Source organism: uncultured Paraglaciecola sp. (assembly GCF_963977085.1).
Lineage (GTDB): Bacteria > Pseudomonadota > Gammaproteobacteria > Enterobacterales > Alteromonadaceae > Paraglaciecola.
On record NZ_CAXBNC010000008.1, the window covers coordinates 60,491 to 86,887 of the forward strand.

A 26,397-nucleotide genomic window follows, 5' to 3' on the forward strand; every position below is an offset into this window, starting at 1 on the left:
GTACCGGGTAACAAGAGAATAATATGAAACAGCATTTCCAAAACTTGATGGACGAAGAAGAAGCAACAATCGATATGACTCCTATGCTAGACGTCGTATTTATTATGTTGATATTTTTTATCGTGACCGCGTCTTTTGTTAAAGAAGCCGGTATTGATGTGAATCGCCCAGAAGCGGCTACCGCAGTGAAAAAAGACCGCGCTAATATTTTAGTGGCCATAAGTGATAAAGGTGAAATTTGGATCAATAAACGTAAAGTGGATGTACGCGCAGTACAAGCCAATATCGAACGTTTATATGCTGAAAATCCACAAGGTACTGTTGTAATCCAGGCTGATAAGAAAGCCACTACCGACGTATTGATTAAAGTAATGGATGCATCCCGGGCAGCAGGAATCCTAGATGTCTCTATAGCAGCGCAGGAGCCGTAAGTCGTTATGCCGCAGACTATGACAAAAACAATGCCACAGACTTTATCAAGGTTAGTTATAGCCATTCTATTGGCGGCGTTTGTTACCTTGGCATTGTTCTTTTTGATGCAGTCACTCATTCAAAGTGGTGGAAGCGCATTAACGGATGCACCTAAAGGTAGTGTGCTGGATTTTGTCCGTGTTAAACAAGAAGAAGTGGTGCAAAAGAAAGACAGAAAACCTAAAAAACCACCTAAGCCAGAGCAGCCACCACCGGATATGGCGCCGCCGCAAATGGATGCACCTAGTCCAGAAAGTGCCACAAGCGGTATGGATTTTGGCGCCGACGTGGCTGCTGATATTTCCCTTGATGGTGGACTTGCTTTGGAATCTGGAGACGGTGAGTTTTTACCTATAGTGCGTGTTGCAGCTGTGTATCCAAGAAGGGCATTACAGCGTGGTATTGAAGGTTATGTGGACGTTGAATTTACTGTGTCTAAATTGGGTTCAGTGATTAATCCCAAGGTGATACAAGCAACACCTGAAGGCATTTTTGAGCAAGCGGCATTAGATGCCACTTTAAAATATAAATACAAACCGCGCGTCGTAAATGGCGAACCTATGGAAGTATCTGGGGTGGAAGTGCGGGTTAAATTCGAACTTGGGGGCTAAAATGGCGATGAATAAATTACTACTTAAATTGGCGGCACCTGTCTTAATGACAAGTGTGTTACTAACAAGTATACAACTAGGCGTTGTATACGCAGAAGAAGCAAAAGTAGAGCGTAAAACGCAACGTGTACCTACTTTGCGTTCTAAAGTTTACGACCAATTATCCCGAGCACAAAGTTTAGCCGATGCTGGCAATCCAGCAGAAGCCTTCGAAGTACTGGATAACGTAAAGTCTAAAGCCAGCTCAATGAATAGCTACGAACAAGCCATGATGTATAATTTTTATGGTTTTATTCATTATGAAGCTGAAAACTATGACCAAGCGATTGCAGCCTTCGAGAATGTAGTGCAGCAGCAGCCAATTCCAGAAACCTTCGAACAAGCAACTTTGTTTAGTCTAGCGCAGTTACATATGATGCGTGGCAACTACGATAAAACTATTGCGAAAATCGAACAATGGGAAGCCATTCAAAAAAATCTCTACCCCAATAAAGAGATCCCTGCTAAAAATTTGGTTTTAAAAGCCCAAGCCATGTATCAAAAGCAAGACTATGCGTCCGCTTCTCAGTATATTAATGCCGCTGTTGAGCAAATAGAAACCAACGACTTAGGTTTTCAAGTAGATGAACAGTGGTACGTATTACAACGAGCGATTTATTTTGAATTGAAACAGCCTGAAAACGTTAAAAATGTATTGCTTAAATTAGTCAAAAAATTTGAAGCCCCCAAGTATTGGATACAACTTGCCGGGATGTACGGCGAACTTGAACAAGAAGAAAAACAGTTGGCGATTATGGAAATTGCCGAGCAGAAAAGTTATATCGCGACTGGTTCAGACATGTTCAACTTAGCGCAACTTTATTATTACCATCAACTACCATTTAAAGCCGCAGCGGTGATGCAGAAAGCCATAGATGCAGGTAAATTACCTGAAGATGAGCGCAATCTAACGTTTTTAGCGCAATCTTGGAATGCTGCTAAAGAAACTGAAAAAGCCATTCCTGTTATGTTAGCGGCCGCTAAATTATCGGATACAGGCGAGCTTTATGCACAATTAGGTCAGATGTATTTAAATATGGATAAATGGAGCCAAGCTATTGCTGCTTCCGAGCAAGCCATAGAGAAAGGCGGTTTGCGCAACGAAGGTATGTCGCATTTAGTGATCGGCATGGCACAATTTAATGTGGGCGAATATAACGAAGCGTTAAGCCAACTTGCTAAAGCGCAAGAATATCCCGGTAGCCGAGGCATGGCACAACAATGGTCTAAATTTGTTGAAGGCGAAAGAAAACAATTTGCTAATTATGCGTCTATAGGTAGTTAAGGCTCATCTTAACTTTCTAAGGAAGCGCCTAAGGGCGCTTTTTTTATCTGTAAATCTAATCTATCATGGAGATACTAATCGTTTTTATAGATGAATAAATATGAAATGGCCTAATCTTAAACATCTTCATTATTTGGTTGTGTTGCATCAAGAACAACACTTTCACAGGGCGGCAGTACATTGTCATGTTAGCCAGTCAACATTAAGTACCGCGATTCAGAATCTTGAGGAACAATTTGGATCTCAGTTGTTAGAGCGTGATCACAAAACCTTTGTGTTTACACCTATGGGCTTGGAGCTGGTTGAGCGCAGCAAAGCTTTATTAACCGATGCCCACGAATTGATCGACTTCGCCCAAAGTGCGGGAAATTGGCAAGCTGGTAAACTTAAAATTGGGGTGATACCTACTATTGCGCCTTTTATTTTTGAAGGCTTGATTGATAACGTTAAGCAAAATCTCCCTGATATCTCGCTACAGTTGCAAGAGGACACTACCGCTAATTTATTGACTCAGCTCAATGAAGGTGCCTTAGATCTACTTATTTTAGCTTTACCTATGGATACCCCAGGATGTAAACAGCTGGTATTAGGTCATGATCCTTTTCATTTAATTGCTCATAGCGATTTGGTCGAAACCTTGCCTGTGCCACTAGATGTATCAGCATTGCCTAAACAGAGTGTTTTTTTATTGCAGCAAGAGCATTGTATGACGGGACATGCGGTCAGTGCTTGTGGTTTAGCGCATAGAGAGCAAGTGAGTTCACTCGCTGCCAGCAGTTTGTATACTTTAGTGCAATTAGCGAATAGTAAGTTGGGTTTCACTTTTATGCCTGAACTGGCTATTCAAAATCATATTTTAAGCACTAAACCTTTAGTTTCGATGCCAGCTGAAGATATGGCCTATCGAGAAATTGGTATGGTGTGGCGCAACGGTACAACACGGGTCAGATTATTTCGTTATCTGGCTGAATTAGTCGCTCCTTTGATCCCAATTCCTACATTGACCCGTTAATTTCAAATTTTTTTAATTAAAAATAAACTTTTTTACTTTGTCCCTCGACTCTAATGTGGAAAGGGGACACACCCTAAACGAAGGGAACTAAAAACAGTGTTTGAAAAAACCGACGAGCAACTTATAGCAAAAGCGCTACAGGGCAATAAACATGCCTGGCTGAATTTGCTTAAACGCTATGAAAAACCCATTTATCACTATGGTATGCGTATGACTGGAAAAAATGAAGATGCCTTGGATTTAATGCAAGAAGTGTTTATTTCAGTATTTCGTAATTTAGCGAGTTTTAGAAACGAAGGTAGTTTTAAAAGTTGGTTATTTCGTATCGCACATTTTCGTTGTATTGAGTTTTATCGCCGCAAAAAGCCCACCCAAGGGTTAGACGATTCACCAGAAATAGAAAGCGAAGAAGTGAGTGCTGCAGACAGTATTTATACTCGTCAAGAAAATAAGCAACTTGTTAGTGCGATGCAACAACTGCCGATGTCACAAAAAGCGGTAGTGGAATTGAAATTTTTCGGACAATTTACTTTCGATGAAATTGCCGAACAAACCGGGATGTCTGCTAACACAGCTAAATCTCGCTTATATGGTGCATTAGAAAAATTGAAAACCTTAATGGAGGTTGATTATGCCTAAACATGAATCTCAGTCGGCTGGGGCTAACTTAGGTAAGCCTGACGTTAACAAGTCTAGATTAAGTAACGAGCAGTTGTTGGGGCTATGGATAGAGGAACAACTTAGTGACACTCAACAACATGAATTTGAACAACGTTGTCTGCAAGATGAGAAGTTTGCTAAGCAAGTAGAGACCTACAACATCTTCGCTGTGCAGAGTGAGCATTATCACAGTGATGAAGTGCCAAACTGGGACAGAGCAAGCACTTTTGATATGCCACAACAAGCCAAATGGTGGCAATGGCAAGGTTTGCCTACTTTGTCTTTTGCCACCTCAATGTTGGCTATTGTGATGGTGTTGACCGGACTGCAAGTGCGCATGGATGACGGGGCAATGACTATTAGTTTTGCTGGAAAACAAAGTACCCAGGAAATTGATAAATTAGTGAATGACCGATTGGCAGAGTTTCAGCAAGTGCAGCAGGTAGCGTTAACAGAATATGCCCAAGCAATGGGGCAACAACAAATGGATGCCAGTACCCAACTAACCCAATATTTGTTAGGCGTCAGTCGCAAAGAGCGACGCGAAGACTTTGCCGAACTGATTAAGTATGTCAACGAACAACGTGGCGACGACCAACTATTTTATGCGCGTCAATTAAACAAATTACAACAAGATATTTATGCCAAGCCTGAGCTAACTGGCACTATTAACGAATGAGGAAGTAATCATGACTTTATCAATTAGAAAAACCTTATTGGCATTGGCCTTTGGGAGTTTAGCAGTCAGTCCACTGCAAGCTAAAACTAATGAAACCGATATAAAAGAAGTGCGAAATGAAGTAGGAATTATGCTGAATATTTTGCAAGCATCATTGAAACAGCAAAATTCAAATAAAAATATTCGTTTTCGTGCTGAAGCGGTTTTTTATCTCGCCGACCAAGGCGTGGTGTTTGAAATAGACAGCGGCAGGCACGGTGGTAACTTTTTTGGTTTCGACTTAAATGGGTTGATTAGCAGTATTCCTACGGCACCAAAAATAAGTGGTGATCGGTTCGATTTTAACCTTGCTGAAAATGAAGTCGAAATAGAAAATATGGTGATGCAATTCATTGAACATGGCGAACATTATGATGATGAATTAAGAGATAAAATGCGTGACTTAAGTGAAGAGCAACGTGAATTAGGTTGGGAAAAACGTGAGTATGACCGAACCCGCAGAGACTTAGACTTTGAAAAACGCAATGCTGATGCCCAGCGTCGCAAAGAGATTGAAAAGCGTCAAAGTGAACTGGATAAAGAAGTTGCTAAGTTAGAAGCTAAAACCCAAGAGCTAGAGAAATTTCGTAGCGAATTAGAAGCCGAACGTAATCAGGAAGTGGCTAAGCGTCAAGCGGTTAAACAGAAGTTATATAATGAGTCTTTATCTTTATTTGAAGATACTATTGGTGACATGTTGTGCAGATATGGCGCGGGACTAAGGTCTTTATCAGAGGATGAAAATGTCACTTTCTTATTGTCTGACTTTATGGATGCGGATAATGACAGTGTGATAGGTTCACACGATAAGGTATATGTCTTTAAACATAAAGATATACAGGCCTGCGTAACTGGAAAATCTAACAAAGACAAATTGTTAACAGCAGCAAAGACTTATTTATTTTAAATAAGCACAGTTATTAAAGTAAAAAGTCAGCTTCAAGCTGACTTTTTTATTACAAACCGATAAGCTAACTATTACTCGGTTGCATAGTACTTATTATGTGGCCTATTTTGCTTTAGTTAGGACTTTACATGACACCTTCGGTAGTGATTAGCGGTACTGGTTTATGGAAACCCGCACACAGTATTAGTAATGAAGAATTAGTCGAAGCATACAACGCCTATGCGACTCAGTTTAATCAACAGAATCTAAGCGCCATTGAACAAGGCGAGGTCACATCAAAGCCACTTTCAAGTGCCGAGTTTATTGAAAAAGCTTCAGGTATCAAGAGTCGACATGTTTACGTAAAAGAAGGCATTTTAGATATCAATAGAATGCGCCCTAAAATTCGGCTACGTTCCGAGGATGAATTATCAGATCAAGCCGAAATAGCTATCCATGCAGCCAAAGATGCATTAAAAGCAGCTAACAAAACCCCTGATGATATAGACGTTGTCATTGTGTCTTGTGCGTATACACAACGCTCTTACCCAGCATTAGCTATTGAAGTGCAAGGTGCTTTAGGTATTCAAGGGTTTGCTTTTGATATGCTGGTGGCGTGTTCTGCGGCGACTTTTGCTTTGCATCGTGCCTATGAAATGATTGCTGCTGGTACTGCAAAGGGCGTGTTAGTGATCAATCCAGAATTAACCACGCCACAAATTAATTTTTGTGACAGAGACAGCCATTTTATTTTTGGTGATGTGGCTACGGCTATGGTGGTGGAAAGCGCGGATACTGCTGATTCAGAACATGTTTTTGAAATATTAAGTACTAAAGCTGTGACCCAATACTCAAATAATATTCGTTCAAATTTTGGTTATGTTAGTCATGCGAATGATGTTGACCCTTTTGCTGCTGATAACTTGTTTCATCAAGAAGGACGTAAAGTCTTTAAAGAAGTTTGTCCTATGGCCGTTGCGCATATTTCTGAGCATTTGCAACGTCATCAACTTGGCGCAGAAGAAGTATCAAGGTGGTGGTTGCATCAAGCTAATATCAATATGAATACTTTGATCAGTCGTAAGTTGCTCGCTAGGCAACCGACTTTAGAAGAAGCGCCTATCGTTTTAGATACCTTCGCGAATACCGCGTCAGCGGGCTCGATTATTGCGTTTCATCTACATCACAAAGACTTGCACTCAGGTGACATTGGTTTGTTATGTTCCTTTGGTGCGGGTTATTCAATTGGTAGTTTAGTTATAAAAAAGCAATAAAGGGCGCATTATGATCGCAACTGTTGGATATGCAATCAGTACAATTGGTTATGCCATTCTTTTATTGCTGTTGTTAACGGTTCGAAAATCTGGGTTAGCAAAGTATTTGTTAATTCTAGCCACAGGTGCGACTTGTTTATGGTCTGTCGCACCTTTTCTTTTCCCTCAGTTATCGGTCGAAAAATTATTACTTTTTGACAATCTTAAAAGCTTATTTTGGCTGCTGTTTTTAGCGTCTTGTTTAAAGGATAACTTTACCAATATTCTTGAAGTGTTAAGTCGCAAAGAGACTTGGTTCATTTTAACTTTGCCCATTACCGCTTTGGCAATGCCTTATCTGGGTCTTGAAAAGGAGTCATGGAGGTTTCTACTTCAGACTGTTATCGCTTTAGAAGTGCTTGTTTTACTCGAGGTTATATATCGTCAAGCCGGTGATAATAGATGGGCGTTGAAGCCACTCATATTGTATTTGGCAGTCATCAGTGTCTTTGAATTTGTCACTTTTGCTAATGCCTTGATGGTGGAACAAATTCATATTAATTACATTGCTGCTAGAGGTTACATTTATTCAGCGATGATCCCGTTTTTGGTATTGGCCATCAGGCGAGTCGAAAACTGGGGAGTAGAAATCTATATCTCCAGAGATATAGTGATGCATAGTACTTTGCTGATGGTAGCTGGCGGTTATCTATTTGTTATGGCTATGCTGGGGTATGCAGTCAAGTATTTAGGGGGAGAATGGGGAGCCACCATTCAAGTAGTATTGATTGCCTTGTCGTTAGCGCTACTAGCGACATTGTTTCTTTCCATGAGTTTTCGCACAAAAATTAAGGTGTTTATTACCAAACACTTCTTTGCCAATCAATTTGACTATCGCCACGAGTGGTTAAAGTTAACACATTGCCTCAATACCAAAGAGTCGGACAACAATGTGTATGCCACCGCTTTACGCGGGTTTACTCAAGCCATTGATTACCAAACGGGGAATTTTATCCAAGTTCACAATGGCGAGTTAAAAGTGCTCGCGAATATAGAAAACCCTAATTTGAATGAAGATGAACAAACGGTATTGTTAGTGTTTTCGGAATTTTTCAAAACCAAAAATTGGATTATTGATATTGAGGAGCTAAGAACCCAGCCCTACGTATATGAAGAATTAAAAGTGAATCATGGGCTGCTAAATAGTGTCTCTTTTCAATTGGTGGTCCCCATATATGATGACGAAGAATTTTGGGGCATGGTGGTAATGCAAGGTTCAGATAACACCAGTAAAAATCTCAATTGGGAACTAAGGGATTATTTGACCGCAGTGAACGCACAAATTTCGAATTTTTTGTTTCATCATCAAGCAGCGCAAGAACTAGCTGAAAATGCCCAGTTTGCTGCTTTTACTAGGATGTCGGCATTTATTGTCCATGACTTAAAAAATGTATTAGCGCAAATAGATCTCATTTTATCGAATGCAGAGCAGCATAAAAATAACCCTGAGTTTATTGACGATACTTTCGAAACCTTGCAGCATACCAAGGCTAGAATGGATAAAATGCTTTATCAATTGACTGAAAAAAATGCATTGCAAGACGGGGCTGATAGTCTAGTTAGTTTATCGGAGTGTATTGAGCAAGTGGTCGAGCAAAGATGCGGCTCGTATTTACCTATTCCTACTGTGCAAGTTAAAAGTGAAACGCCTGTGGTGTTAGACAAAGATAAATTAAGTAACGTTATTTACCACTTAGTGAGTAATGCTCAACAAGCCACTAGCGATGATGGTACAGTGGAAATTGGCATTGAATTATCTGTTGATGAAAAGCATATGTTGATCAATATTGTGGACACAGGTTGCGGTATGAGCGAAGATTTTATTCGAACCCGCCTGTTTAAACCATTTGATACCACTAAAGGTAACGCTGGTATGGGCATTGGGGCCTTTGATGCTAAAGCCTTTTTAGAAAAAATAGGTGGTCAGTTACAGGTGCAGAGTAAACAACAGCAAGGTACAACTTTTACATTACGTATACCAACAAGCTAAGGGTTTTGACACATGGATAAGATTTTGGTCGTCGATGACGATTTAGGGATCCAAAAACAATTAAAGTGGAGCTTTTCAGGCTACGAAGTTATTTTTGCAGAAGATCGTACCTCGGCTATTGCGCAATTACGGCGCTTTGAACCTAAGGTTGTCACGCTAGATTTAGGCTTACCGCCGGATCCCAGCAATGCCACAGAAGGATTAGCTACCCTAGAAGAAATTTTAGCTTTAGCGCCTCAAACCAAAGTGATAGTAGTAACAGGTAATAACGACAAAAAGAATGCCTTAAAGGCCGTGAATTTGGGCGCTTACGATTTTTACCAAAAACCTATCGACTCAGACACCATTCAAATTTTAGTTAGTCGCGCCATTAATCTTTTTAATTTAGAAATGGAAAATCGCCATTTGGCAGAACTGGCACCTTCAATGGACAAAATTATTGGCCAAAGTGAAGGTATCTTGGTGGCCAGTAGAAAAGCCGAACGTATTGCACAAACTGATATCAGTACTTTATTACTGGGAGAGAGTGGCACAGGTAAAGAGGTGTTTGCTCGCAGTATTCACGAACATAGTTTGCGAAAAGACAAAGCCTTTGTTGCCATTAACTGCGCCTCAATCCCAGAAAACTTACTTGAAAGTGAACTTTTTGGTTATGAAAAAGGTGCTTTTACTGGCGCCAATAAAACGACTCCTGGCAAGATTGAAACGGCTCAAGACGGTACTCTGTTTTTGGATGAAATTGGCGACATGCCAATTGGGTTACAAGCCAAAATGTTACGGTTTTTACAAGAACGTGTTATCGAAAGAGTGGGGGGGCGATCTGAAATTCCAGTCAATATTAGGGTCATTTGCGCTACTCACAGAGATATCCCGGCTATGGTGGCCGAGCAAACGTTTCGTGAAGATTTGTTCTACCGAGTAGGGGAAATCAGTATCCTCATTCCTCCCCTTAGAGAGCGTGATAACGACGTAGTGTTATTGGCAAAGACCTTTTTGGTGCAGTACAACGAAGAATTTAAAACTAAGCTTAAAGGTTTCAGTGAGTCAGCCATTAAAGCCATGAAACAACATAAATGGCCGGGTAATATTCGAGAGCTTCAGAACAAACTTAAATCTGCAGTGATTATGGCTGAGGGGAGCCATATTCAGGCTGAGGATTTAAGCTTGACCTATCAAGATGATGGACCCAGTATCGATACCCTAAATTTACGGGAAGTCAGAGAACTTGCTGAAAGTCGGGCGATACGTAACGCTTATTTGGTCGCAGAACAAAATATGTCTAAAACGGCTGAGCTATTAGGCGTGACTAGACCCACTTTGTATTCTCTTATTGAAAAATATCATTTAGAAGATGTTAAAACTGGCAGTTAACCCTGTCAAACTGCCAGAGTTATATCATGCCTAAAAGAGAAGTTGTTAAATCAGTCTTAGCTTTTTTTACGCTAATTTTGTTTTGGTTTTTAGGAAATGGACTTAGTCATTTTGTGGCTTTGCCAGCTGCTTTGTTAGGCCTGTTGCTGTTATTTATTGGGTTAGTTTTTTTAGGTCGTGTACCCAAATCCTTAGAGCAAGTCAGTCAATTTTTCTTGAGGCATTTGTCTTTCTTTTTTATTCCTCCTTTGCTCGCCGCATGGTTTTACGCAGAGCAACTGGGTAATAATTTGTGGTTATTTTTGTTTGCTATTGTGCTCAGTACTTTGGTGAGTTTATGTATCACGTCATGGTTAGGGAAGCGTTTTTTTAAGCCATCAAAAAACAGCGACTTTCAGGATGATCAAGAGTAATGGATTGGCAATCGGTGACTCAGTTTATACCCCCAGAGCAACTAGTATGGTTATCCCTCACTTTACTTGTCTACATTCTAGCCTTGTGGATTTTTAAAAATTTTTCACACAACCCTTTGTTTCATCCGATAGTGGTGGGTGCCATATTGATCGCTGGAATACTTGCGGGGAGCGGCACTCCTTTGCAGGATTATCAACGCTTTGTAAACCCAATAAGTTGGATGTTAGGCCCAGCTACTGTGGCTTTGGCAATTCCTTTGTACCGGCAAATTAGAGTGATTTATGCAGCGGGTAGCCAAGGTTTGTTAGTGATTATTATAGGTGGCTGTATTGCGCCACTTCTGGCAGTTGGCTGGATAAGCCTATTTGATTTTTCAGACCCTGTTAAATTATCTGTATTGACTAAGTCAATCACCACACCACTAGCTGTGGATACTACTGCCATTATTGGCGGGTTACCCGAACTTGCTGCAGGTGTGGTGGTAGTCACAGGTATATTGGGGGTGATGTTCAGCCAAATTATTTTTAAGTTAACAGGGTGTGATGACCCTCGAGCCAAAGGTTTAGCCTTAGGCACTGTGTCTCATGCTATTGGCACGGCAAGGGCTCATCAAATAGATGCAAAAGCAGGAGCTTTTTCAACCATGGCATTATGTGTCAATGGTATTCTCACCGCTATTTTTCTACCACTTTTTTTTTGGTTGTTTGCTTGAATTGAAATCCTAGTTCAACATCCTTGATTTTTCGTCATGGCAAAATTAAGACGTGCGAGTGGCACAGTAACTGCTTAGTTTTAGCTAATGTATTGCATAAGAAGAGAATTGCTTGTCCATTATTATGTCCATCCATAAATCCTTTTTGACAGTTTTGAGTCTCAGCATTTTTTTTGTGGGGTGTTCGGGAAGTACACTTGAGAACGACACTAAAACGCCCACACCTAGCGTATTGGTAAATGCCGGTGGTGACCAAAATGTTGATGAACAAACAACAGTGACCTTGAGCGCAGAAGCGTTAGGGCAGAGTGACCCATTGGTCTACAAGTGGACTGTGACACCCGCCATCGCTATTACCCATAATGATACTAGTTTAGCGACCGCAACTTTTACCGCCCCTACAACCAGCAATAGTCTCACTTACACTTTTACGGTTGAAGTGACTGATGCAGATGGAAATAAGGGTAGCGATTCAGTGGTATATCAGGTTAACCCTGTGAATAGCCCCCCTTTTGCAGAAATACAAATAACCCAATTCCAAGGGTTAGGAAACAATCATTTCCCTGCTGGTTATGAAGTCACCTTAGACGCTAGCGCCAGTAGCGACACCGATAGCACTGATTCGGATAACCCAATTGCGGCATATTTATGGCAACAAACTGCCGGTGAATCAGTATTAACAGGTATTAGTTTGCAAGGTGACAGTCTGGCTTTTATTACACCAATACTTGATGAAGCTAACTCAGTCAGTATATCTGTAACTGTGACGGATCAAGAGGGGGCAGAAAATGTTGCATCTGTAATCTTGAATATCCAAAGTGCTGCAGATACCTTACCTGAAGTGAATGCTGGCATCAGCCATCAAGTCTTTAGCGGCGAAAGCATCAACTTAAACGGTATTGCCAGCACTACAGTGGCCTCATCAGAGCCGTTAGTTACGACTTGGTTAAATGATTCTGAAAAAGATCCGCAAATAGAAAACATCAATGCTTTGCAAACTGTCGCCATTGCCCCTGCAGTAACAGACACTGAAACCGTGACTTTTACCTTAAGAGTAACTGACGCCATAGGGAACTCAGTCGACGACAGCTTAACAGTCAGCGTTAAGCCGTTGCCAATTCAACCCCTTAATGATACGGGGGTTATTTTGCAAGCAAACGATTCCCAAGTACTCAACTTTTATCAAGCTGATTATCCCGGTCAGGATGGGCAAAGAGGTCAAGATATTATTCATGCAAATGGCTTATCTGAAAAAGCCGGGCGGGGTCAACAAGGTTTTGATTTTACACGATTAGATTCAATTGGAGATGAAGTGGATGACGAAAATTCTTCATGGAGTTGTGTCCGAGATAACGTTACAGGCTTGATTTGGGAGTCTAAAACAGATGCTCTGACGACAAACTTGCATAGTAGTCAATTCAGTTATTCTTGGTATCAAAGTGATGAAGATGTCACCGATGGCGATGAAAGTGGTTTAGCAGCCAGTTGTTCACTTAGTAATTGCAACACTCAAGCCTTTATTACCGAAGTTAATTTGCAAGGTTTATGTAACTTCAGGGATTGGCGTTTACCTACTCACAATGAATTATTGTCTATATTGCATTTGGGGCATGCTGCTGCACCTATGATTGATGCCGACTATTTTCCAAATACCACTGATTCAATAACTGCACCGGTTTGGTATTGGACCCAGGATGCAAGTGCCGACGGTTTTATAGATGAACAAGCTCAGAATGCTTGGGCTATTGATTTTTCGTCGGGCAATGATAATTTTTTAAACAAATCAACTGCAGCTAGAGTGCGTTTAGTTAGGGCAGGGCGATAATATGAAGGTGTTGGTATGAAAGTCTTGTGTCTATTTTGTTTGTTTATATCTTACGTGGCAAGCAGCCAAACATGTTTACCTGACTATGACGCAAGCTTAAAAATTGATGAGTTTGTGGATAATGCTGATGGTACAGTAACAGACGCGTCATTGGGTTTAGTGTGGATGCGCTGTAGCTTAGGGCAAACATGGGAAAACGAAACTTGTTCGGGAAATGCCCATGAATTGACTTGGCAACAAGCGTTACAAGCGGCTCATGGCTACGAATATGCAGGGCAATTAGGTTGGCGTGTTCCCAATATGAAAGAATTAGCCAGTTTAACTGAGCGAGCTTGTGTGCGCCCTGCGATTAACGAATTGTTTTTCCCAAATACCTACTCTGATGACTATTGGACTTCAACCCCTTCTATTGCCGATCCCAAACGAGCATGGGTGATTGCCTTTTTTAACAGCAGCAACTCTCTTAAAGATAAAAATTTATTTGTGTTTACTCGACTGGTCAAAACCGCAGATTAACGCGAGTTTTGTCTGTCTTATCTGATCTGATATTGCTTTTATTCCGTTTAAAGGCAGACTGGTAACCGAATTATAATCATCGGATTTTTATGCGTTTCTTGGTTTTGACATTATTATTGATGAGTTCCATTGCCCATGGTGGATCTAACTGTGAAGTTTCACTTAATTACGGTGTAGTAGTGAGCAAGCAACAGATCAGAGTGATTGACGAAGGTGGCCGGACTGTTTATCAAATTAATCACCCCGCTCAGTTAATTGTCCAAGGCGAGTGGATTGATTTAGATGAACAGCAAGAGCAAGAGCTAACCGAGTTATCTAATGGTATTCATCAAGTAGTGCCTAAAATGATTTTGTTGGCTAACGAAGGCGTAGAGCTAGCAATAGAAACCATAGAACAAGTATATGGTGGCTTAGTAAAAGACGATAAAAGCCAGAAGAAACTGCAAAAATCTCTGGAGCGTGTGCAACTGAGCGTCAAAGAAAAATTTGTCCGCGCGAATGATAATTTTTATATGGGACCTGGCAAGCTTGAACAGGTCAACGACTTAGTCGATCAAGAGTTAGAAGAACAAATAGAAGAGGCGATGAGTACCTCAGTGGGCGGCATTTTGTCGGCTATCGGTGGATTGGTCTCTAATGGTGAGGACAGCGAAGAAAAAATTGCCGCCATTGCTAACCAATTAGAAACTATGGGCGAAGGGCTAGGTCAAACTGTAGGCCCCAAAGCCGAAAGTTTAAAACTTAAAGCACAATGGTTTTGTAATAGATTTAAAGAGTTAGATAAATCTGAAGATAGACTTAGAGCCTCGATTAAAGAATTACAAGCATACAATGTATTGGAAACCGGCACGAATGCATATATGGAACAATAGTGCTTCGCAGCAAAAGAGTGTATTTATAGTAGTGAATTAGATTTTATCTAACAGTCTGCAGCCAATTACCTGCGTTCCCTTGAACAACCTTATTCCAGCAGTCAAGCCATAAAACGGAAACTCCCCGTCACTCAAGAGTCGATATTGCTTCAACAAATTGCCAAAGTTCGCCAAGCTTAGCTTGGTATAATATTTCAATAAGAAGTGCAAACAGATCAATGTTATATATATTCGGCGGTCTACCCGCGACAGGAAAAACTGAGATTTCAAGGTACCTTGCCGCTACTGTTAGTGCGGCTTATATTCGCATAGACACTATTGAGCAACAGTTAAGAGAGCAAGGTTTTATAAATCTCTATGATGAAGCTTACCAATTAGCCTTTTTAGTTGCTTTAGATAACCTCAAAAATGGTATTTCTGTTGTAGCTGACTCCACAAACCCAGTCAAAGAATCGCGGCAAGCCTGGGTAAAGGTAGCTAAACAGGCACAAACCTCATTCACAGAGATAGAGATCATTTGCTCAGATAAACAAGAACATCGAAAGCGCGTTGAAACGCGTATTACCGATATTCCAAAGCTGTTACTCCCAGATTGGGAAAGTGTCATCTCAAGGGATTATCAAAAATGGCTATCGCCAGATATCGTCTTAGATACCGCAACAAAAACACCTGAGCAAAGTAAACATGAGCTTATGCAACTACTTCGCAGTGGTTACCAAAAATAACAAGGTGCGTCACTCAGAAAAACTCTGACTGGCCTAGATCCAAAGCATCAGTGATTTCTCACCTTAGTCACATTGAGGTCAGAATTCGCTTTTCCTATGCCCTCATTAGACTACAGGCGGTGAACTTTCCTTTTCAACTTAAGGTTTGGTTTGCACTGCAAGTTAAGTCATAACCTGATTTGAGTTGGATACAAAAGCCCATTAAAAACAATGTTGTTAATGAGCGTGATTGGGCTTTACCCTATGTCGAGTGGAAATAGCGGTATATCCACTCGACAGTCTTAGACAGTTAAGGCACGATATTGTGATTAATCCTAAACAGGTTGTCGGGATCGAATTGTTGTTTAATGCTTTTTAGTCGGGCAAAGTTTGCGCCATAAGCCTCTGCCATGCAGTTTTCATCACCGTCTGGAATAAAATTAACGTAAATACTGCCCATTGAATGGGGGGTTAAATTAGCATGTAATTGCCTTGCCCACTGCCGACAAAGCTCGTCATCTTTGGGGCTTTGCCAACGAGTATGCACATTCATGGTGAAGTGTGTTTCACGATTCAACCAAGGCGTGTCTTGCGGAGCAACTTTGGTCATAGCACCACTTAGGTGCGCCAGAAAAATTTCACATTCATCGCTGGGTAAGGTTTGTACTGCGTTTTCAATCTGCGAGATAACCTCATCGTTTATCTTAGCAATATCATGGCTTTTCCAATAATTCCGCGCACCTTCGGTTAACAGAGGATCAAAAGCGGCTTGCCAATTGACAAAAGGCATAGGGCCAATAGCTTCTGCAATTGGCTGACCTATATTTCTAATTTCTGCGGTTGCTTCCTGACCTTGAGCGATATCACCGGTGTAACACATGGCTAACACCAGCACTTCTTTGCCGTGCCATTGTTCTGGTAAAAAAGGCAGTGGGGGCGCTTTGCGCATGACTACCCAGCAAGTCAGCTCGTTAGGACTTTTATTAATGGCTGCTTGATATTGGGTTAATACATTTTTTACATCGGCAAAAGGGTGCACCACCATACCAGCTAATACTTCTGGGCCTGCTTTATGTAAATTAAATTCAAATTCGGTGACCACGCCAAAATTGCTACTGCCGCCGCGTATCGCCCAGAAAAGATCTGAATGTTGCGTGGCATTGACTTCAAGCAATTCACCCGATGCGAGAACCAACTTCGCTGAACGTAAGCTGTCAATGGTTAAACCAAATTTACGCGTTGTCCAGCCAAACCCGCCACCTAGGGTCAAACCGGCAATTCCCGTGGTCGAGTTAATGCCCGTTGGCACCATTAAGCCAAATTCCTGCGTGGCTTTATCAAGGTCAGCTAAAGTAGCACCGGGCTTAACCTTAACTGTCTGTTGTTCTAGGTTAACCGTGACATCAGTCATGGAATTAAAATCAATCACCAGACCACTATCCACTAAGGCCTTACCAGCAATGTTATGGCCACCTGACTTAATGGCTAACAAAATTCCATGATTGCGAGCGAAATTAACTGCCTGTACTACATCTTGTTCATTTTTCACTCTTACAATTAAGCTTGGCAATATATTTATCATGCCATTCCATAAGGCACGGGCTTGATCAAAGTTTTGTGAACTTGGCTCGATTATTTCACCTGATAGTTGTTTTTTAATCTCGCTTTTATCTATTTCTACAGCTGTACCATCCATTTTCTGAAAACGTATTGTGTTCATTTAAGTAGTGCTCCTATTCATTACCGTTTAAGGTCGTTAGCCCGTTGTTAAACTAACTCTTTACTCTTAAATAATACTCTGCCAAAGCTATGGCAATTCGCAGTTAGCAAAACAACTTAGGTTATTAAGTATAAAAACTGCACTTATCTTGGTTTATATCAACCGATAAGTTAATGGCCAATCTGCTTTAATTAATGTCCAATCGTCCATTTTTTGCGCTACACTCTCAGCGTAAATTTCCAATTCTCTATAAGCTCTAGCAATCTAAGGATGAGTGAAATGGATGTATTGTCAGATGTGCTCGATACCATTCACATAAAGGGTGCCTTGTACTTTGAGGTAGAAGCGGGCCAGCCTTGGGTATTGGTTAATCCACCCATGAATGTCATTGGTGGGTTTATGTTGCCCGATCTAGAGCACGTTATTCCTTTTCATATCATGTTAGATGGCGGTGGCTGGGCAAAATCGGCTAACGCAGTCACTGCACCACTAAGACTTGAAACAGGCGATGTGGTTATGTTTCCAATGGGGTCGAGTCATGTCATGACCTCAAACCTCGATAATTGGAACGGCACCCCCGCCGAAGCGAGTTTTTACCAACAAACGGCAGCCAAAAAACACCCTTTTACTGCGGTAAAAATTGGTGAAGAAGGTGAACGCTCAAAACTGGTTTGTGGTTATATCGGTTTTAATGCAAAACCTTTAAACCCGCTTTTAAAGACGCTACCAGATATTCTGGTGGTAAAAGCACATATGAGCGATGACGGTTTAATGAAGCAATTACTCATTTCTACTTTAGATGAAATGAGTAAGTCCAGTGAAGGCGCTAAAAACATTGTCACTAAGCTAAGTGAGCTTATATTTACTCAAGCTTTGCGCCAACACATGGAAAATAGTCATGATGAGTATAATTACAATTGGCTGACTGCCATGAGGGATGAGCAGATTGGTAAAGCCTTGATATTAATTCATCAGGCACCGTTCAAAAAATGGACATTAGCATTGCTTGCCAAAGAATGCGCTATGTCTCGTTCATCATTGGCGGAGCGATTTAATCAGTTTGTCGGACAGCCACCTATGCAATATATAAACTGCTGGAGAATGCAGATCGCCACAAAGTTGTTGTCGGATGGCATGAGCATAGTGCAAGTTGCTGAGCAAATTGGTTATAGTTCGGACGCTGCTTTTCAGAAAGCCTTTAAACGCTACATTGGTGTTGCACCGGGTGAGTGGCGCGCTAAGCAACAACATTGACTCACTTTAAAGTCATTAATCACTTATAGATGATTGCCAGAATTACTAATTATTCAGAGCCGTTAAACCATCATTTCCAATAACGTATTTAAATAACGTCTACCTAAAGGTGTGACTTGCCACTCGTCGCTAGTCTCAATTAATAAACCACGGGTGATGGCAATTTGTAGATTTTGTTGGGTTTTATTGTCTAAGGGTAAACCAGTGAAGTCTGGATAATCTGATTTAGGGCAAGGTTCAAGTAAACGAAAGCGATTCATAAAAAACTCAAAGGGTAAATCTTCCTTTGGCACCACTTTGTTATCGCTAATATAACTGCGGGTTAAGTCCATATAACCTTTGGGGTGTTTGACTTTAACAGTGCGAATGATCTGATTTTTGTCAGCCAAAGTGATTTTTCCATGGGCGCCACAACCTATGCCTAAATAGTCTCCAAATCGCCAATAATTTAAATTATGCTGACACTGTTGCCCCGGCTGACTGTAGGCGGATATTTCGTATTGTTCGAATCCTGCTTGCTTTAATATCCCATCACCTTGTTCTTGAATGTCCCATAACAATTCATCTTCAGGCAATTTGGGCGGTTTAGAATGAAATTGGGTGTTGGGTTCAATGGTCAATTGATACCAAGATAGATGTGGCGGTTTTTGACTAATAGCGGTGTTTAAATCAAACAGCGCATCATCCAATGACTGCTTAGGTAAGCCGTGCATCAAATCAAGATTAAAACTGTTTAGGTTGATGCTTTTAGCCAAAGTAGCGGCTTTCAGCGCCTGATTTTCATCATGAATACGCCCAAGGGCGGATAACTTTTCTGGTTGAAAACTTTGAACACCTATGGATATCCGGGTGATACCTGCTTTGACATAATCTGCAAAACGTTGGCTTTCTACTGTGCCGGGATTGGCTTCCATAGTGATTTCAGCATCAGCTAAGAGGTTAACTCTTTGTTTTACTCCCTCTAAAAGGCTTTTAATAGATTGTGCTGAAAATAAACTCGGGGTGCCACCGCCAATAAAAATACTGTGAATGGCTCTATCACCAACCAATTTTGCATCTTCGGTCAAATCATCTAACAAGTGGCTGACGTATTCTATTTCTGGCAATTGCTGCTGTTTTTGTCCGTGAGAATTAAAATCACAATAAGGACACTTTTGCACACACCAAGGAATATGGATATATAACGCAAGTGGTGGCAGTTTTAAGGTCACTGGAGGCGACAAGGCGTTACCCCATTTTATTTTGTAGTTGGGCTAGTAGCAGTTTTAACGCTTTACCCCTGTGACTTAGGGTGTTTTTTTGTTCCGGTGATAACTGCGCTGAACTGCAATTTTGTTGTTCGACCCAAAACACAGGATCGTAACCAAAACCATTTTCACCGAGCTGTTCAGCCAAGATCTCGCCATGCCATTCACCCTGACAAATGATAGGAGTGGGGTCATCAGCGTGACGCATAAAAACCAACACACATAAAAACCTAGCTTGGCGTTTGTCTTTAGGAACATCAGCCATGGCATCAAGTAATTTAAAGATATTGCTCTGATCTGTTGCTTGTTCCCCAGAGTAGCGAGCCGAATAGACTCCCGGCGCCCCACCAAGGGCATCTACCGCTAACCCTGAGTCATCTGCGATGGCCGGTAACCCAGTTTGTTTAGCCGCATGTCTTGCTTTGATAATGGCGTTTTCCACAAAAGTACCGCCTGTTTCGGCCACGTCACTCACTGCAAATTCGCTTTGAGGTAATACTTCAATCTGTAATTCCGACAACATGCTAGCCAGTTCTTTAACCTTTCCTAGATTGCCGGTCGCTAAAACCACTTTTTCAATGTTTTTATAATCAAGCATTTAGGATTTTGGACCTCGGCCTTTCTTTTTACGACTTTTGATTTTGGCTACTCGTTTAGCCTTAATCACTGCCTTTTTAGTTTTATTGCTGATTTTTTTCTTAGAAGGCGGTTTGGCTTCTTTGTTGACCGGACGCAATTCAGCAATCACCCTGCGTTTTAGTGCTTGTTTAGTGTAGCGTTCAATTTTCGGCACTACGCCAATATCATGGGCTTCTACAAGAGAAATCGCAGTACCTTTGTTACCAGCACGTCCTGTACGACCAATACGATGTACATACACATCAGCTGTGCGTGGCATATCGTAGTTGATCACATGACTAATATTATCGACGTCTATGCCTCTTGCTGCGACGTCAGTGGCAATGAGTATTTTTACGCTGCCAGTGCGGAATCGATCCATGGCTTCGTTTCGTTTATCCTGTGGCATTTCACCTTGTAACCAACAACAGTCAATATCCACTGATTGCAATTGACCTACCAAAGTGGCTAAACGCTCACGGGTTTTCACAAAAACAATGGCCGTTTCTACTTGGTTACTCAAAATGTGCGTTAACAAGGCTAATTTATGATTGGCATCATCAGCAAGGTGTATCCACTGGTGAATTACGCCTTTTTCTTTACGGCTTGAGTCTGCTTCTAATTCAACTGGATCATTCAACAATTCATCAGAAAAACGGGCTATTCCAGTGCCTTCTAGTGTCGCAGAAAACAACATGGTTTGTTTACGCCAGCGTGCTTCCGCAGCTATTTGGTTTACCACCGGAGAAAAACCCATGTCTAACATACGGTCAGCTTCATCTAAAATAAGACATTCGATATCTCGACAATCAAAACTTTCTTTTTCGATATGTTCAAATAGTCGACCTGGTGTGGCCACTAAAATATCCAGATTTTTTTCTAACAAATCACGGTCAGTACCGTAGTTGATACCACCAGTGATCACGCCAGATGTGATATGGGGTAAATATTTGCTTATAGCTTTGGCTTGCTCAAAAATTTGCAAGGCCAATTCTCGGGTCGGAGTAAGGATTAATATCCGTGTCGAGCCCGGTTGGCGTCGAGGGTAATCCAATAAAAATTGGCAAGCAGGCAACAAAAATGCCGCTGTTTTTCCTGTACCCGTTGGAGCAGAGGCTAAGATATCTTTGCCATTCATAGCTTCGGGTATGACCAGAGATTGTATACTGGTTGGTTCTTTGTAACCTAAGTCCGCTACAGCGTGGATTAGGTCATCGTCTAGTTCTAATTGATCAAACATGTATGTTTAAGCCTTGTTTTATCGTTGGCTTGGGAATTGTTGGGGATTATAAAGGAGTGGCGAGGGAATTGCTTATTGATTTTTCAGTGTATCTGCAGGGTTTTGTTTCCCTGTTCATTTGTATCCAGCGCAGTTGCCTACTAAGAGTGCGAGTAAAAGATGATAATAGATGGAACTTATGCGAGATCGCTTAATGAAACGACCTCTGTTAATCACAGTTTTTTTAACATCGAGAGTTTATTGAAACTAACTTGGCCCGCTTACCCTAAGCCGATGTATTTCATTGCGTTGCTTTTCTTCTTGGCAAAGAAACCTTTTTGGGTGTGAGTACCTTTGTCGCTTTGCAAGCCACTGAGTTGTAAGCGAGATTTCTCGATATCTTTGGTTGCAAGTTTGAGCATAGGATCCATCTTCTTTTTCTTGATTTCTTCAACTTTGTCCATCCAGCCAGGCAATCCAATGTCGGCTATGAAGAAGTTGGCCACAGTAGACGTATCTGCGCAGGTTAATAAATAACATCCAAGTATCGGGCATTCATTAAAAACAGTGAGGTCTAAAGTAGAAGGGCTGTTGAGGCGTTTATTGCCGGCTTGCATTTCTTTTATTTCTAAGCCAAGAGTAAATAACTCCATGCCCAGTGCTGCAACAGCATTACACATTCCTATCGCTGCTGTAGTTGCGGTACCACCATCTAGTACTAGACCCGCAATTTTACCTCCCGTTGCGGCGGAGTATCGGGCCAGATTAATTGAGTCCTTCGCTAAGTTGCGTTTTATGAGTGTAATCACAGCCTCTGCTGCGGCCAATGGATCCCCAGAACGAAAACCGGATTTTTGATTTTGACTCTGATAAAGCGCCTTGGCATCGGTCGCCACAGCTTTCGCAGCTTTGGCGGTTTTTACTGCGCTGGTAGCAACACTTATAAAAGGGATAATGTCAGAAATTAATTCGCTTAGCACTTCAGAGGTGAGTGCTGTTATTACATCCTCAATATTGTCAACGTCGGCGCAGGTTTTGATGAACTCCTTTGCCATAGTTCGCAGTTGCTGTTCTGCAAAACCACCACCCGTTTGACTTGCATTCTTGATTTTCTCAGCACTTTTTTTTATCTTTCTGCCAGACTGAACGAGTCTTTTGCCGGTCTTGGCCTTTTCTACGTTGCTAAAGACAAGTTTTGTGCCACCGAACATATTTTGCATGGCCATACGGCGATGTTTTGCAAGTTCCGACATGGCAGCAAAATCAGCCATAGTGAGTTGTTGTGCCATTTTAATTCCTTTTCCTTAATTAACCCTAGTAAAAAGAGTATATTAATATTTTGCTAGATGGAATAGGTTAATAATTAGACATCTAAGGTTATTTGTAAGAATTATATTCTTACCCAGCTACCTCTCTTCCCACTGCCATTTTAATATGTGAAAATATATAGCCCTATGGGCTTCACTTATTGTTGGCCCTTCTAAATAGAGTGGGCATAGTATCTCAAGGTTCTCAGAAGAGAAAAACGCCGAAGGGCGTAAAAGCAATTGATACTTAGTTGGCCATTTTTAGCGTAAAGCAATATCATTGCTGAGCATTATTGTAATTTTCTTGTTCTCGTTTCCTCACTTAATCAAAACAACTTAGCATCAGGCAATCGATTTAAATGTTTAATAAAACTATCTTGCAAGCAGCTTTAAGCAACCAAACTTGGTCAAAGGGGGCTAGGCTCCATCAATTGAACTATGTTGTTAGTGCCGCTTTAAACGATAATATTTTGCGAGGTTCCGTTAGAAGTGAGTCGACGCCAAGTGCAACCTATTTAACGCGTTTTGAATTTGATGAGAGTAAAAATCAAGCCAAAGCCTATTGTAATTGTTATCTCAAAAAAGACTGCAAACACGCCGCCGCTCTGGCCCACCATTATCTTGAACATTTGCATGTGGGTTCGGCATCAAACCGTACTATACAAGAATGGTTAAATGAGTTTTCAACTCAAGAACCCTTGGCGTTTCAGCAGAAAAAAGCCTTGTTGTATTTTATTAAGCAAAATAGTTATACCCCAAGTGATTATTTACAACTGGAAGTCAATAATTCTAGCTTAAAGAAAAATGGAGGCTGGAGTCGCACGCTAAATTTCGAAAATTTAGACAGCTACTTGATTAAACAGCCCTATGTTGATGATCAAGATGTACAAATTATTAGCTCCATGATTAGAAATCAACATTACTCCAGTGCGATTAAACAGTATGACATCTTGCATTTGTTGGTGAGTACTGGGCGATGTTTTTGGCAAGTGGGTGCAGATTTAAATCATCCTATTTCTTTGGGTGAGCCATTAAAGGCAAACTGGCAGTGGCAAAATAATAGAGCAGTGCACAAGCTGAATCTTGTATTAGAAAAAAGTAATGCTGATATTAAATTAATAAAATCGCAGCCCATTAGTTACTACAATAGCAAAACCAATAGTTTAGGTTTGGTAGAAACGAATTTAAACAGTGAGTTTGATGTGCAGTTTCTCGATAGCCCGGCTATATCAGAGGAAAAAATGCCTTGGGTGTTGAGTAAGCTGGATATGACCTTGGGCGAGGTGGCACAACAATTACCCAAACCAACCCTTAAAAGAGAATACAGTTTAGCGCGGCCTGTGCCGCATATTCGCTTAGCTACGCCTAATATAAATCAAGCTTACTATACTCAACTATCATTGCTGTTTGCTTATAATGGTCAACTTGTCAGCCCTTTAAATAATAAACATCAACTGCCATCGCAACAGGGTGAAGAAAGTCTTTATCGCGACTTTGCCTTTGAAAAAATGATAATGGAATCCCTTAAAGAGTGGAACTTTCTTCCTCAATTACAAGCTGTCAGCACCCATAAACGATTTGAAGGTGGTTATATGATGGTGTTACAAGGGCGACAACTTAATTTATCGTTTTTGCATAATCAATTACCGCAATTAAAAAAGCAGGGCTGGCAAGTTGAGTATGATGAAAGTTTTCATTATCAAGAGTTAACCACCGATAGTGTTTTTGAGGCAAAAGTAGAACAAGAAGAAGGCCATGACTTTTTTTCTATTGGCCTTAACTTAAATATAGATGGCCAAAGTGTGGCTGCTTTTCCCATATTAATCAGTGCCTTAGAGCAAATTCCTAAAGAAGTGCTGCTAAACGACCAAACTTATCTCGACAATGAGGACAATGTGTTTGTTGAACTTTCTGAAGGTAAATTCATTGCATTGTCTTATCAGAGTATTCGACCTTTACTTAAACAATTTGTGGAATTGTTTATGCCTGGTGCATTGCAGAATGATGGCACTATGCGTTTGTCACGCTTTCAGGGGCATCAAACGCTTAGTGAACTCGACAGTCAAGGGATAGTCACAAAAGGCGCGAATAGATTACGACATCTGGCCGAAAAACTACGAGATTTTAACGCGATTAAGACCGCCGCTATTCCTAAATTATTAAAGGCTGAATTACGCGAATATCAACACCAAGGTTTGAATTGGTTACAGTTTTTACGAGAATACCAGCTGAATGGGATTTTGGCTGACGACATGGGGTTAGGCAAAACAATTCAAGCTCTTAGTCATTTGTTACTTGAGAAGGAACAGGGCAGGCTAACTGCACCTTGTTTAATTATTGCGCCAACCAGTGTGATATTTAACTGGGCTAAAGAAATAGAAAAATTTACCCCTAATTTGTCGTATATCGTGATTAATGGCGTTAAGCGCCACGAACATTTTGATCAGCTCAATCAATACGATATCGTGATCACCAGTTATCCATTGTTATTAAAAGACACTGAAATACATCAGCAGCACATTTATTACTATTTGATATTGGATGAAGCGCACTACATTAAAAATCCTAAAACCAAGCTATACCAAATGATGTTAACGCTTAAGGCCGAGCATAAGTTGTGTTTGACTGGCACACCTATGGAAAATCATTTGGGAGAGTTTTGGGCCCAATTTAACTTTTTATTACCGGGTTTTTTAGCGGGTTATCAACAATTTACACGCTTGTTTAAAACCCCGATCGAAAAGCATAATGACCATGAGCGTAAGACTATACTGAATCAACGTATCAAACCTTTTATTTTACGCCGCAGCAAAGAACTGATCGCAAAAGAGTTACCTAAAAAGTCCACTATCATTCAAACCCTAAAAATAGACGGTAAACAAGCTGAGTTATATGAATCTGTGCGTTTGACTATGGATTCGCGCTTAAAAGAAATTATTGCCGCCAAAGGACTACAGCGCAGCCAAATTGAAATTCTCGATGCGTTATTAAAATTACGACAAGTGTGTAATCACCCTCAACTCTTATCTTTACCCAGTGCCAAATCTGTTCATCAATCGGCCAAGATGGAATTTTTGATGGAAACCTTACCTGAAATGGTTGATGAAGGCAGAAAGGTACTGATTTTTTCGCAATTCACCAGCATGTTGGCTTTGATAGAAAAAGAGCTGGTGGCGAGTAAAATTCCCTTTGTAAAACTCACTGGCAGTAGCCAAAATCGCCAGCAAATAGTGGATAAATTTCAGTCTGGTGAAGTGCCTGTATTTTTAATTAGTTTAAAAGCCGGTGGTGTAGGTTTGAATTTAACGGCAGCCGATACAGTGATCCATTTTGATCCTTGGTGGAACCCAGCTGTTGAAAATCAAGCGACAGACCGAGCCTATCGTATCGGTCAAGATAAGCCTGTATTTGTGTATAAATTGATTATTGAAAACTCAATTGAAGAGAAAATACTTCAAATACAAGAGAAAAAAGCAGAGCTGGCGAATGCGCTATTATCAGAAGAAGTGAGTCAGGGTAACTTAAGTCTAACGGATGATATTTTAGACACCTTACTGGCGCCTTTAACATAAGGGGATTCATGGTTATCGCTCACTGGGAACTATTGCATAAATTAGGTGTGAGCTTTACCCT

General features: G+C 40.9%; 23 protein-coding genes. 18 read left to right on the forward strand and 5 right to left on the reverse strand.

Features of this window, described 5'->3' with window-relative positions:
- Positions 1-23 precede the first annotated feature (23 nt).
- The 16 genes from AAC000_RS11385 (at position 24) to AAC000_RS11460 (ending at position 15,420) form a co-directional block, all read left to right on the forward strand.
- Positions 24-431, forward strand: a complete 408-nt coding sequence (locus AAC000_RS11385; RefSeq protein ID WP_339722783.1) for a biopolymer transporter ExbD — start codon at positions 24-26, stop codon at positions 429-431.
- 6 nt (positions 432-437) lie between these two features.
- On the forward strand, positions 438-1,082 hold the full coding sequence (locus tag AAC000_RS11390) for an energy transducer TonB (protein WP_339722784.1): 645 nt from the start codon (positions 438-440) through the stop codon (positions 1,080-1,082).
- 1 nt (position 1,083) lies between these two features.
- Complete coding sequence (locus tag AAC000_RS11395) at positions 1,084-2,406, forward strand: tetratricopeptide repeat protein (protein WP_339722786.1); 1,323 nt, start codon at positions 1,084-1,086, stop codon at positions 2,404-2,406.
- Positions 2,407-2,506: 100 nt separating this feature from the next.
- Positions 2,507-3,418, forward strand: coding sequence for a LysR substrate-binding domain-containing protein (locus AAC000_RS11400; protein WP_339722788.1), 912 nt, complete (start codon positions 2,507-2,509; stop codon positions 3,416-3,418).
- 96 nt (positions 3,419-3,514) lie between these two features.
- Positions 3,515-4,057 (forward strand): sigma-70 family RNA polymerase sigma factor, encoded by a 543-nt coding sequence (locus AAC000_RS11405; protein WP_339722790.1) that lies wholly within the window; start codon positions 3,515-3,517, stop codon positions 4,055-4,057.
- Positions 4,050-4,757 carry a hypothetical protein gene (locus AAC000_RS11410; RefSeq protein ID WP_339722791.1) on the forward strand — a complete coding sequence of 236 codons (708 nt, stop codon included), beginning with the start codon at positions 4,050-4,052 and terminating at the stop codon, positions 4,755-4,757. Before AAC000_RS11405 ends, AAC000_RS11410 begins: the two co-directional genes overlap by 8 nt.
- A gap of 10 nt (positions 4,758-4,767) precedes the next feature.
- Complete coding sequence (locus tag AAC000_RS11415; RefSeq protein WP_339722793.1) at positions 4,768-5,703, forward strand: hypothetical protein; 936 nt, start codon at positions 4,768-4,770, stop codon at positions 5,701-5,703.
- Between the two features lie 128 nt (positions 5,704-5,831).
- Positions 5,832-6,956 carry a beta-ketoacyl-ACP synthase III gene (locus tag AAC000_RS11420; protein ID WP_339722795.1) on the forward strand — a complete coding sequence of 375 codons (1,125 nt, stop codon included), beginning with the start codon at positions 5,832-5,834 and terminating at the stop codon, positions 6,954-6,956.
- A 10-nt stretch (positions 6,957-6,966) separates the two neighbouring features.
- A complete protein-coding gene (prsK, locus tag AAC000_RS11425; protein WP_339722796.1) occupies positions 6,967-8,985 on the forward strand; it encodes an XrtA/PEP-CTERM system histidine kinase PrsK in 2,019 nt (672 codons plus the stop codon).
- A gap of 12 nt (positions 8,986-8,997) precedes the next feature.
- On the forward strand, positions 8,998-10,356 hold the full coding sequence (gene prsR / locus AAC000_RS11430; RefSeq protein WP_339722797.1) for a PEP-CTERM-box response regulator transcription factor: 1,359 nt from the start codon (positions 8,998-9,000) through the stop codon (positions 10,354-10,356).
- A 26-nt stretch (positions 10,357-10,382) separates the two neighbouring features.
- Entirely contained in the window at positions 10,383-10,769 is a 387-nt protein-coding gene (locus tag AAC000_RS11435) for a CidA/LrgA family protein (protein WP_339722798.1), read from the forward strand.
- Positions 10,769-11,482 (forward strand): LrgB family protein, encoded by a 714-nt coding sequence (locus tag AAC000_RS11440; protein WP_339722800.1) that lies wholly within the window; start codon positions 10,769-10,771, stop codon positions 11,480-11,482. Before AAC000_RS11435 ends, AAC000_RS11440 begins: the two co-directional genes overlap by 1 nt.
- 112 nt (positions 11,483-11,594) lie before the next feature.
- Positions 11,595-13,307: a DUF1566 domain-containing protein gene (locus AAC000_RS11445; RefSeq protein WP_339722802.1), complete on the forward strand. Its 1,713-nt coding sequence runs from the start codon at positions 11,595-11,597 to the stop codon at positions 13,305-13,307.
- A 15-nt stretch (positions 13,308-13,322) separates the two neighbouring features.
- Complete coding sequence (locus AAC000_RS11450) at positions 13,323-13,823, forward strand: DUF1566 domain-containing protein (protein WP_339722804.1); 501 nt, start codon at positions 13,323-13,325, stop codon at positions 13,821-13,823.
- Positions 13,824-13,912: 89 nt separating this feature from the next.
- Positions 13,913-14,695: a YggN family protein gene (locus AAC000_RS11455; RefSeq protein ID WP_339722806.1), complete on the forward strand. Its 783-nt coding sequence runs from the start codon at positions 13,913-13,915 to the stop codon at positions 14,693-14,695.
- A 218-nt stretch (positions 14,696-14,913) separates the two neighbouring features.
- The gene (locus AAC000_RS11460) at positions 14,914-15,420 is read left to right on the forward strand and encodes an AAA family ATPase (protein ID WP_339722808.1); all 507 of its coding nucleotides are present in this window, start codon (positions 14,914-14,916) and stop codon (positions 15,418-15,420) included.
- A 289-nt stretch (positions 15,421-15,709) separates the two neighbouring features.
- On the opposite strand, the gene AAC000_RS11465 is transcribed toward AAC000_RS11460, so the two are convergent.
- Positions 15,710-17,119, reverse strand: a complete 1,410-nt coding sequence (locus tag AAC000_RS11465; protein ID WP_339722810.1) for an FAD-binding oxidoreductase — start codon at positions 17,117-17,119, stop codon at positions 15,710-15,712.
- A 279-nt stretch (positions 17,120-17,398) separates the two neighbouring features.
- Between AAC000_RS11465 and AAC000_RS11470 the strand changes: the two genes are divergently transcribed.
- Entirely contained in the window at positions 17,399-18,373 is a 975-nt protein-coding gene (locus AAC000_RS11470; protein WP_339722812.1) for an AraC family transcriptional regulator, read from the forward strand.
- A 62-nt stretch (positions 18,374-18,435) separates the two neighbouring features.
- On the opposite strand, the gene hemW is transcribed toward AAC000_RS11470, so the two are convergent.
- The 4 genes from hemW to AAC000_RS11490 form a co-directional block, all read right to left on the reverse strand.
- Positions 18,436-19,596, reverse strand: a complete 1,161-nt coding sequence (gene hemW / locus AAC000_RS11475) for a radical SAM family heme chaperone HemW (protein WP_339722814.1) — start codon at positions 19,594-19,596, stop codon at positions 18,436-18,438.
- Between the two features lie 4 nt (positions 19,597-19,600).
- On the reverse strand, positions 19,601-20,218 hold the full coding sequence (locus tag AAC000_RS11480) for an XTP/dITP diphosphatase (RefSeq protein WP_339722816.1): 618 nt from the start codon (positions 20,216-20,218) through the stop codon (positions 19,601-19,603).
- Positions 20,219-21,478: an ATP-dependent RNA helicase SrmB gene (srmB, locus tag AAC000_RS11485; protein WP_339722818.1), complete on the reverse strand. Its 1,260-nt coding sequence runs from the start codon at positions 21,476-21,478 to the stop codon at positions 20,219-20,221.
- Between the two features lie 260 nt (positions 21,479-21,738).
- Positions 21,739-22,746, reverse strand: a complete 1,008-nt coding sequence (locus AAC000_RS11490; RefSeq protein ID WP_339722820.1) for a hypothetical protein — start codon at positions 22,744-22,746, stop codon at positions 21,739-21,741.
- Positions 22,747-23,123: 377 nt separating this feature from the next.
- Between AAC000_RS11490 and AAC000_RS11495 the strand changes: the two genes are divergently transcribed.
- Complete coding sequence (locus AAC000_RS11495) at positions 23,124-26,336, forward strand: SNF2-related protein (RefSeq protein ID WP_339722822.1); 3,213 nt, start codon at positions 23,124-23,126, stop codon at positions 26,334-26,336.
- The last annotated feature ends 61 nt before the right edge of the window (positions 26,337-26,397 follow it).

Excerpts from the sequence above, each read along its gene's own strand:
- AAC000_RS11490 (WP_339722820.1), bottom strand. The coding sequence starts at position 22,746 with ATGGCACAACAACTCACTATGGCTGATTTTGCTGCCATGTCGGAACTT.
- srmB (WP_339722818.1), bottom strand. The coding sequence starts at position 21,478 with ATGTTTGATCAATTAGAACTAGACGATGACCTAATCCACGCTGTAGCG.
- AAC000_RS11495 (WP_339722822.1), top strand. The coding sequence starts at position 23,124 with ATGTTTAATAAAACTATCTTGCAAGCAGCTTTAAGCAACCAAACTTGG.
- AAC000_RS11480 (WP_339722816.1), bottom strand. The coding sequence starts at position 20,218 with ATGCTTGATTATAAAAACATTGAAAAAGTGGTTTTAGCGACCGGCAAT.
- AAC000_RS11470 (WP_339722812.1), top strand. The coding sequence starts at position 17,399 with ATGGATGTATTGTCAGATGTGCTCGATACCATTCACATAAAGGGTGCC.
- AAC000_RS11390 (WP_339722784.1), top strand. The coding sequence starts at position 438 with ATGCCGCAGACTATGACAAAAACAATGCCACAGACTTTATCAAGGTTA.
- AAC000_RS11455 (WP_339722806.1), top strand. The coding sequence starts at position 13,913 with ATGCGTTTCTTGGTTTTGACATTATTATTGATGAGTTCCATTGCCCAT.
- AAC000_RS11415 (WP_339722793.1), top strand. The coding sequence starts at position 4,768 with ATGACTTTATCAATTAGAAAAACCTTATTGGCATTGGCCTTTGGGAGT.
- AAC000_RS11465 (WP_339722810.1), bottom strand. The coding sequence starts at position 17,119 with ATGAACACAATACGTTTTCAGAAAATGGATGGTACAGCTGTAGAAATA.
- AAC000_RS11450 (WP_339722804.1), top strand. The coding sequence starts at position 13,323 with ATGAAAGTCTTGTGTCTATTTTGTTTGTTTATATCTTACGTGGCAAGC.
- AAC000_RS11395 (WP_339722786.1), top strand. The coding sequence starts at position 1,084 with ATGGCGATGAATAAATTACTACTTAAATTGGCGGCACCTGTCTTAATG.
- AAC000_RS11440 (WP_339722800.1), top strand. The coding sequence starts at position 10,769 with ATGGATTGGCAATCGGTGACTCAGTTTATACCCCCAGAGCAACTAGTA.
- AAC000_RS11435 (WP_339722798.1), top strand. The coding sequence starts at position 10,383 with ATGCCTAAAAGAGAAGTTGTTAAATCAGTCTTAGCTTTTTTTACGCTA.
- AAC000_RS11385 (WP_339722783.1), top strand. The coding sequence starts at position 24 with ATGAAACAGCATTTCCAAAACTTGATGGACGAAGAAGAAGCAACAATC.
- prsK (WP_339722796.1), top strand. The coding sequence starts at position 6,967 with ATGATCGCAACTGTTGGATATGCAATCAGTACAATTGGTTATGCCATT.
- AAC000_RS11410 (WP_339722791.1), top strand. The coding sequence starts at position 4,050 with ATGCCTAAACATGAATCTCAGTCGGCTGGGGCTAACTTAGGTAAGCCT.
- AAC000_RS11420 (WP_339722795.1), top strand. The coding sequence starts at position 5,832 with ATGACACCTTCGGTAGTGATTAGCGGTACTGGTTTATGGAAACCCGCA.
- AAC000_RS11460 (WP_339722808.1), top strand. The coding sequence starts at position 14,914 with ATGTTATATATATTCGGCGGTCTACCCGCGACAGGAAAAACTGAGATT.
- AAC000_RS11400 (WP_339722788.1), top strand. The coding sequence starts at position 2,507 with ATGAAATGGCCTAATCTTAAACATCTTCATTATTTGGTTGTGTTGCAT.
- prsR (WP_339722797.1), top strand. The coding sequence starts at position 8,998 with ATGGATAAGATTTTGGTCGTCGATGACGATTTAGGGATCCAAAAACAA.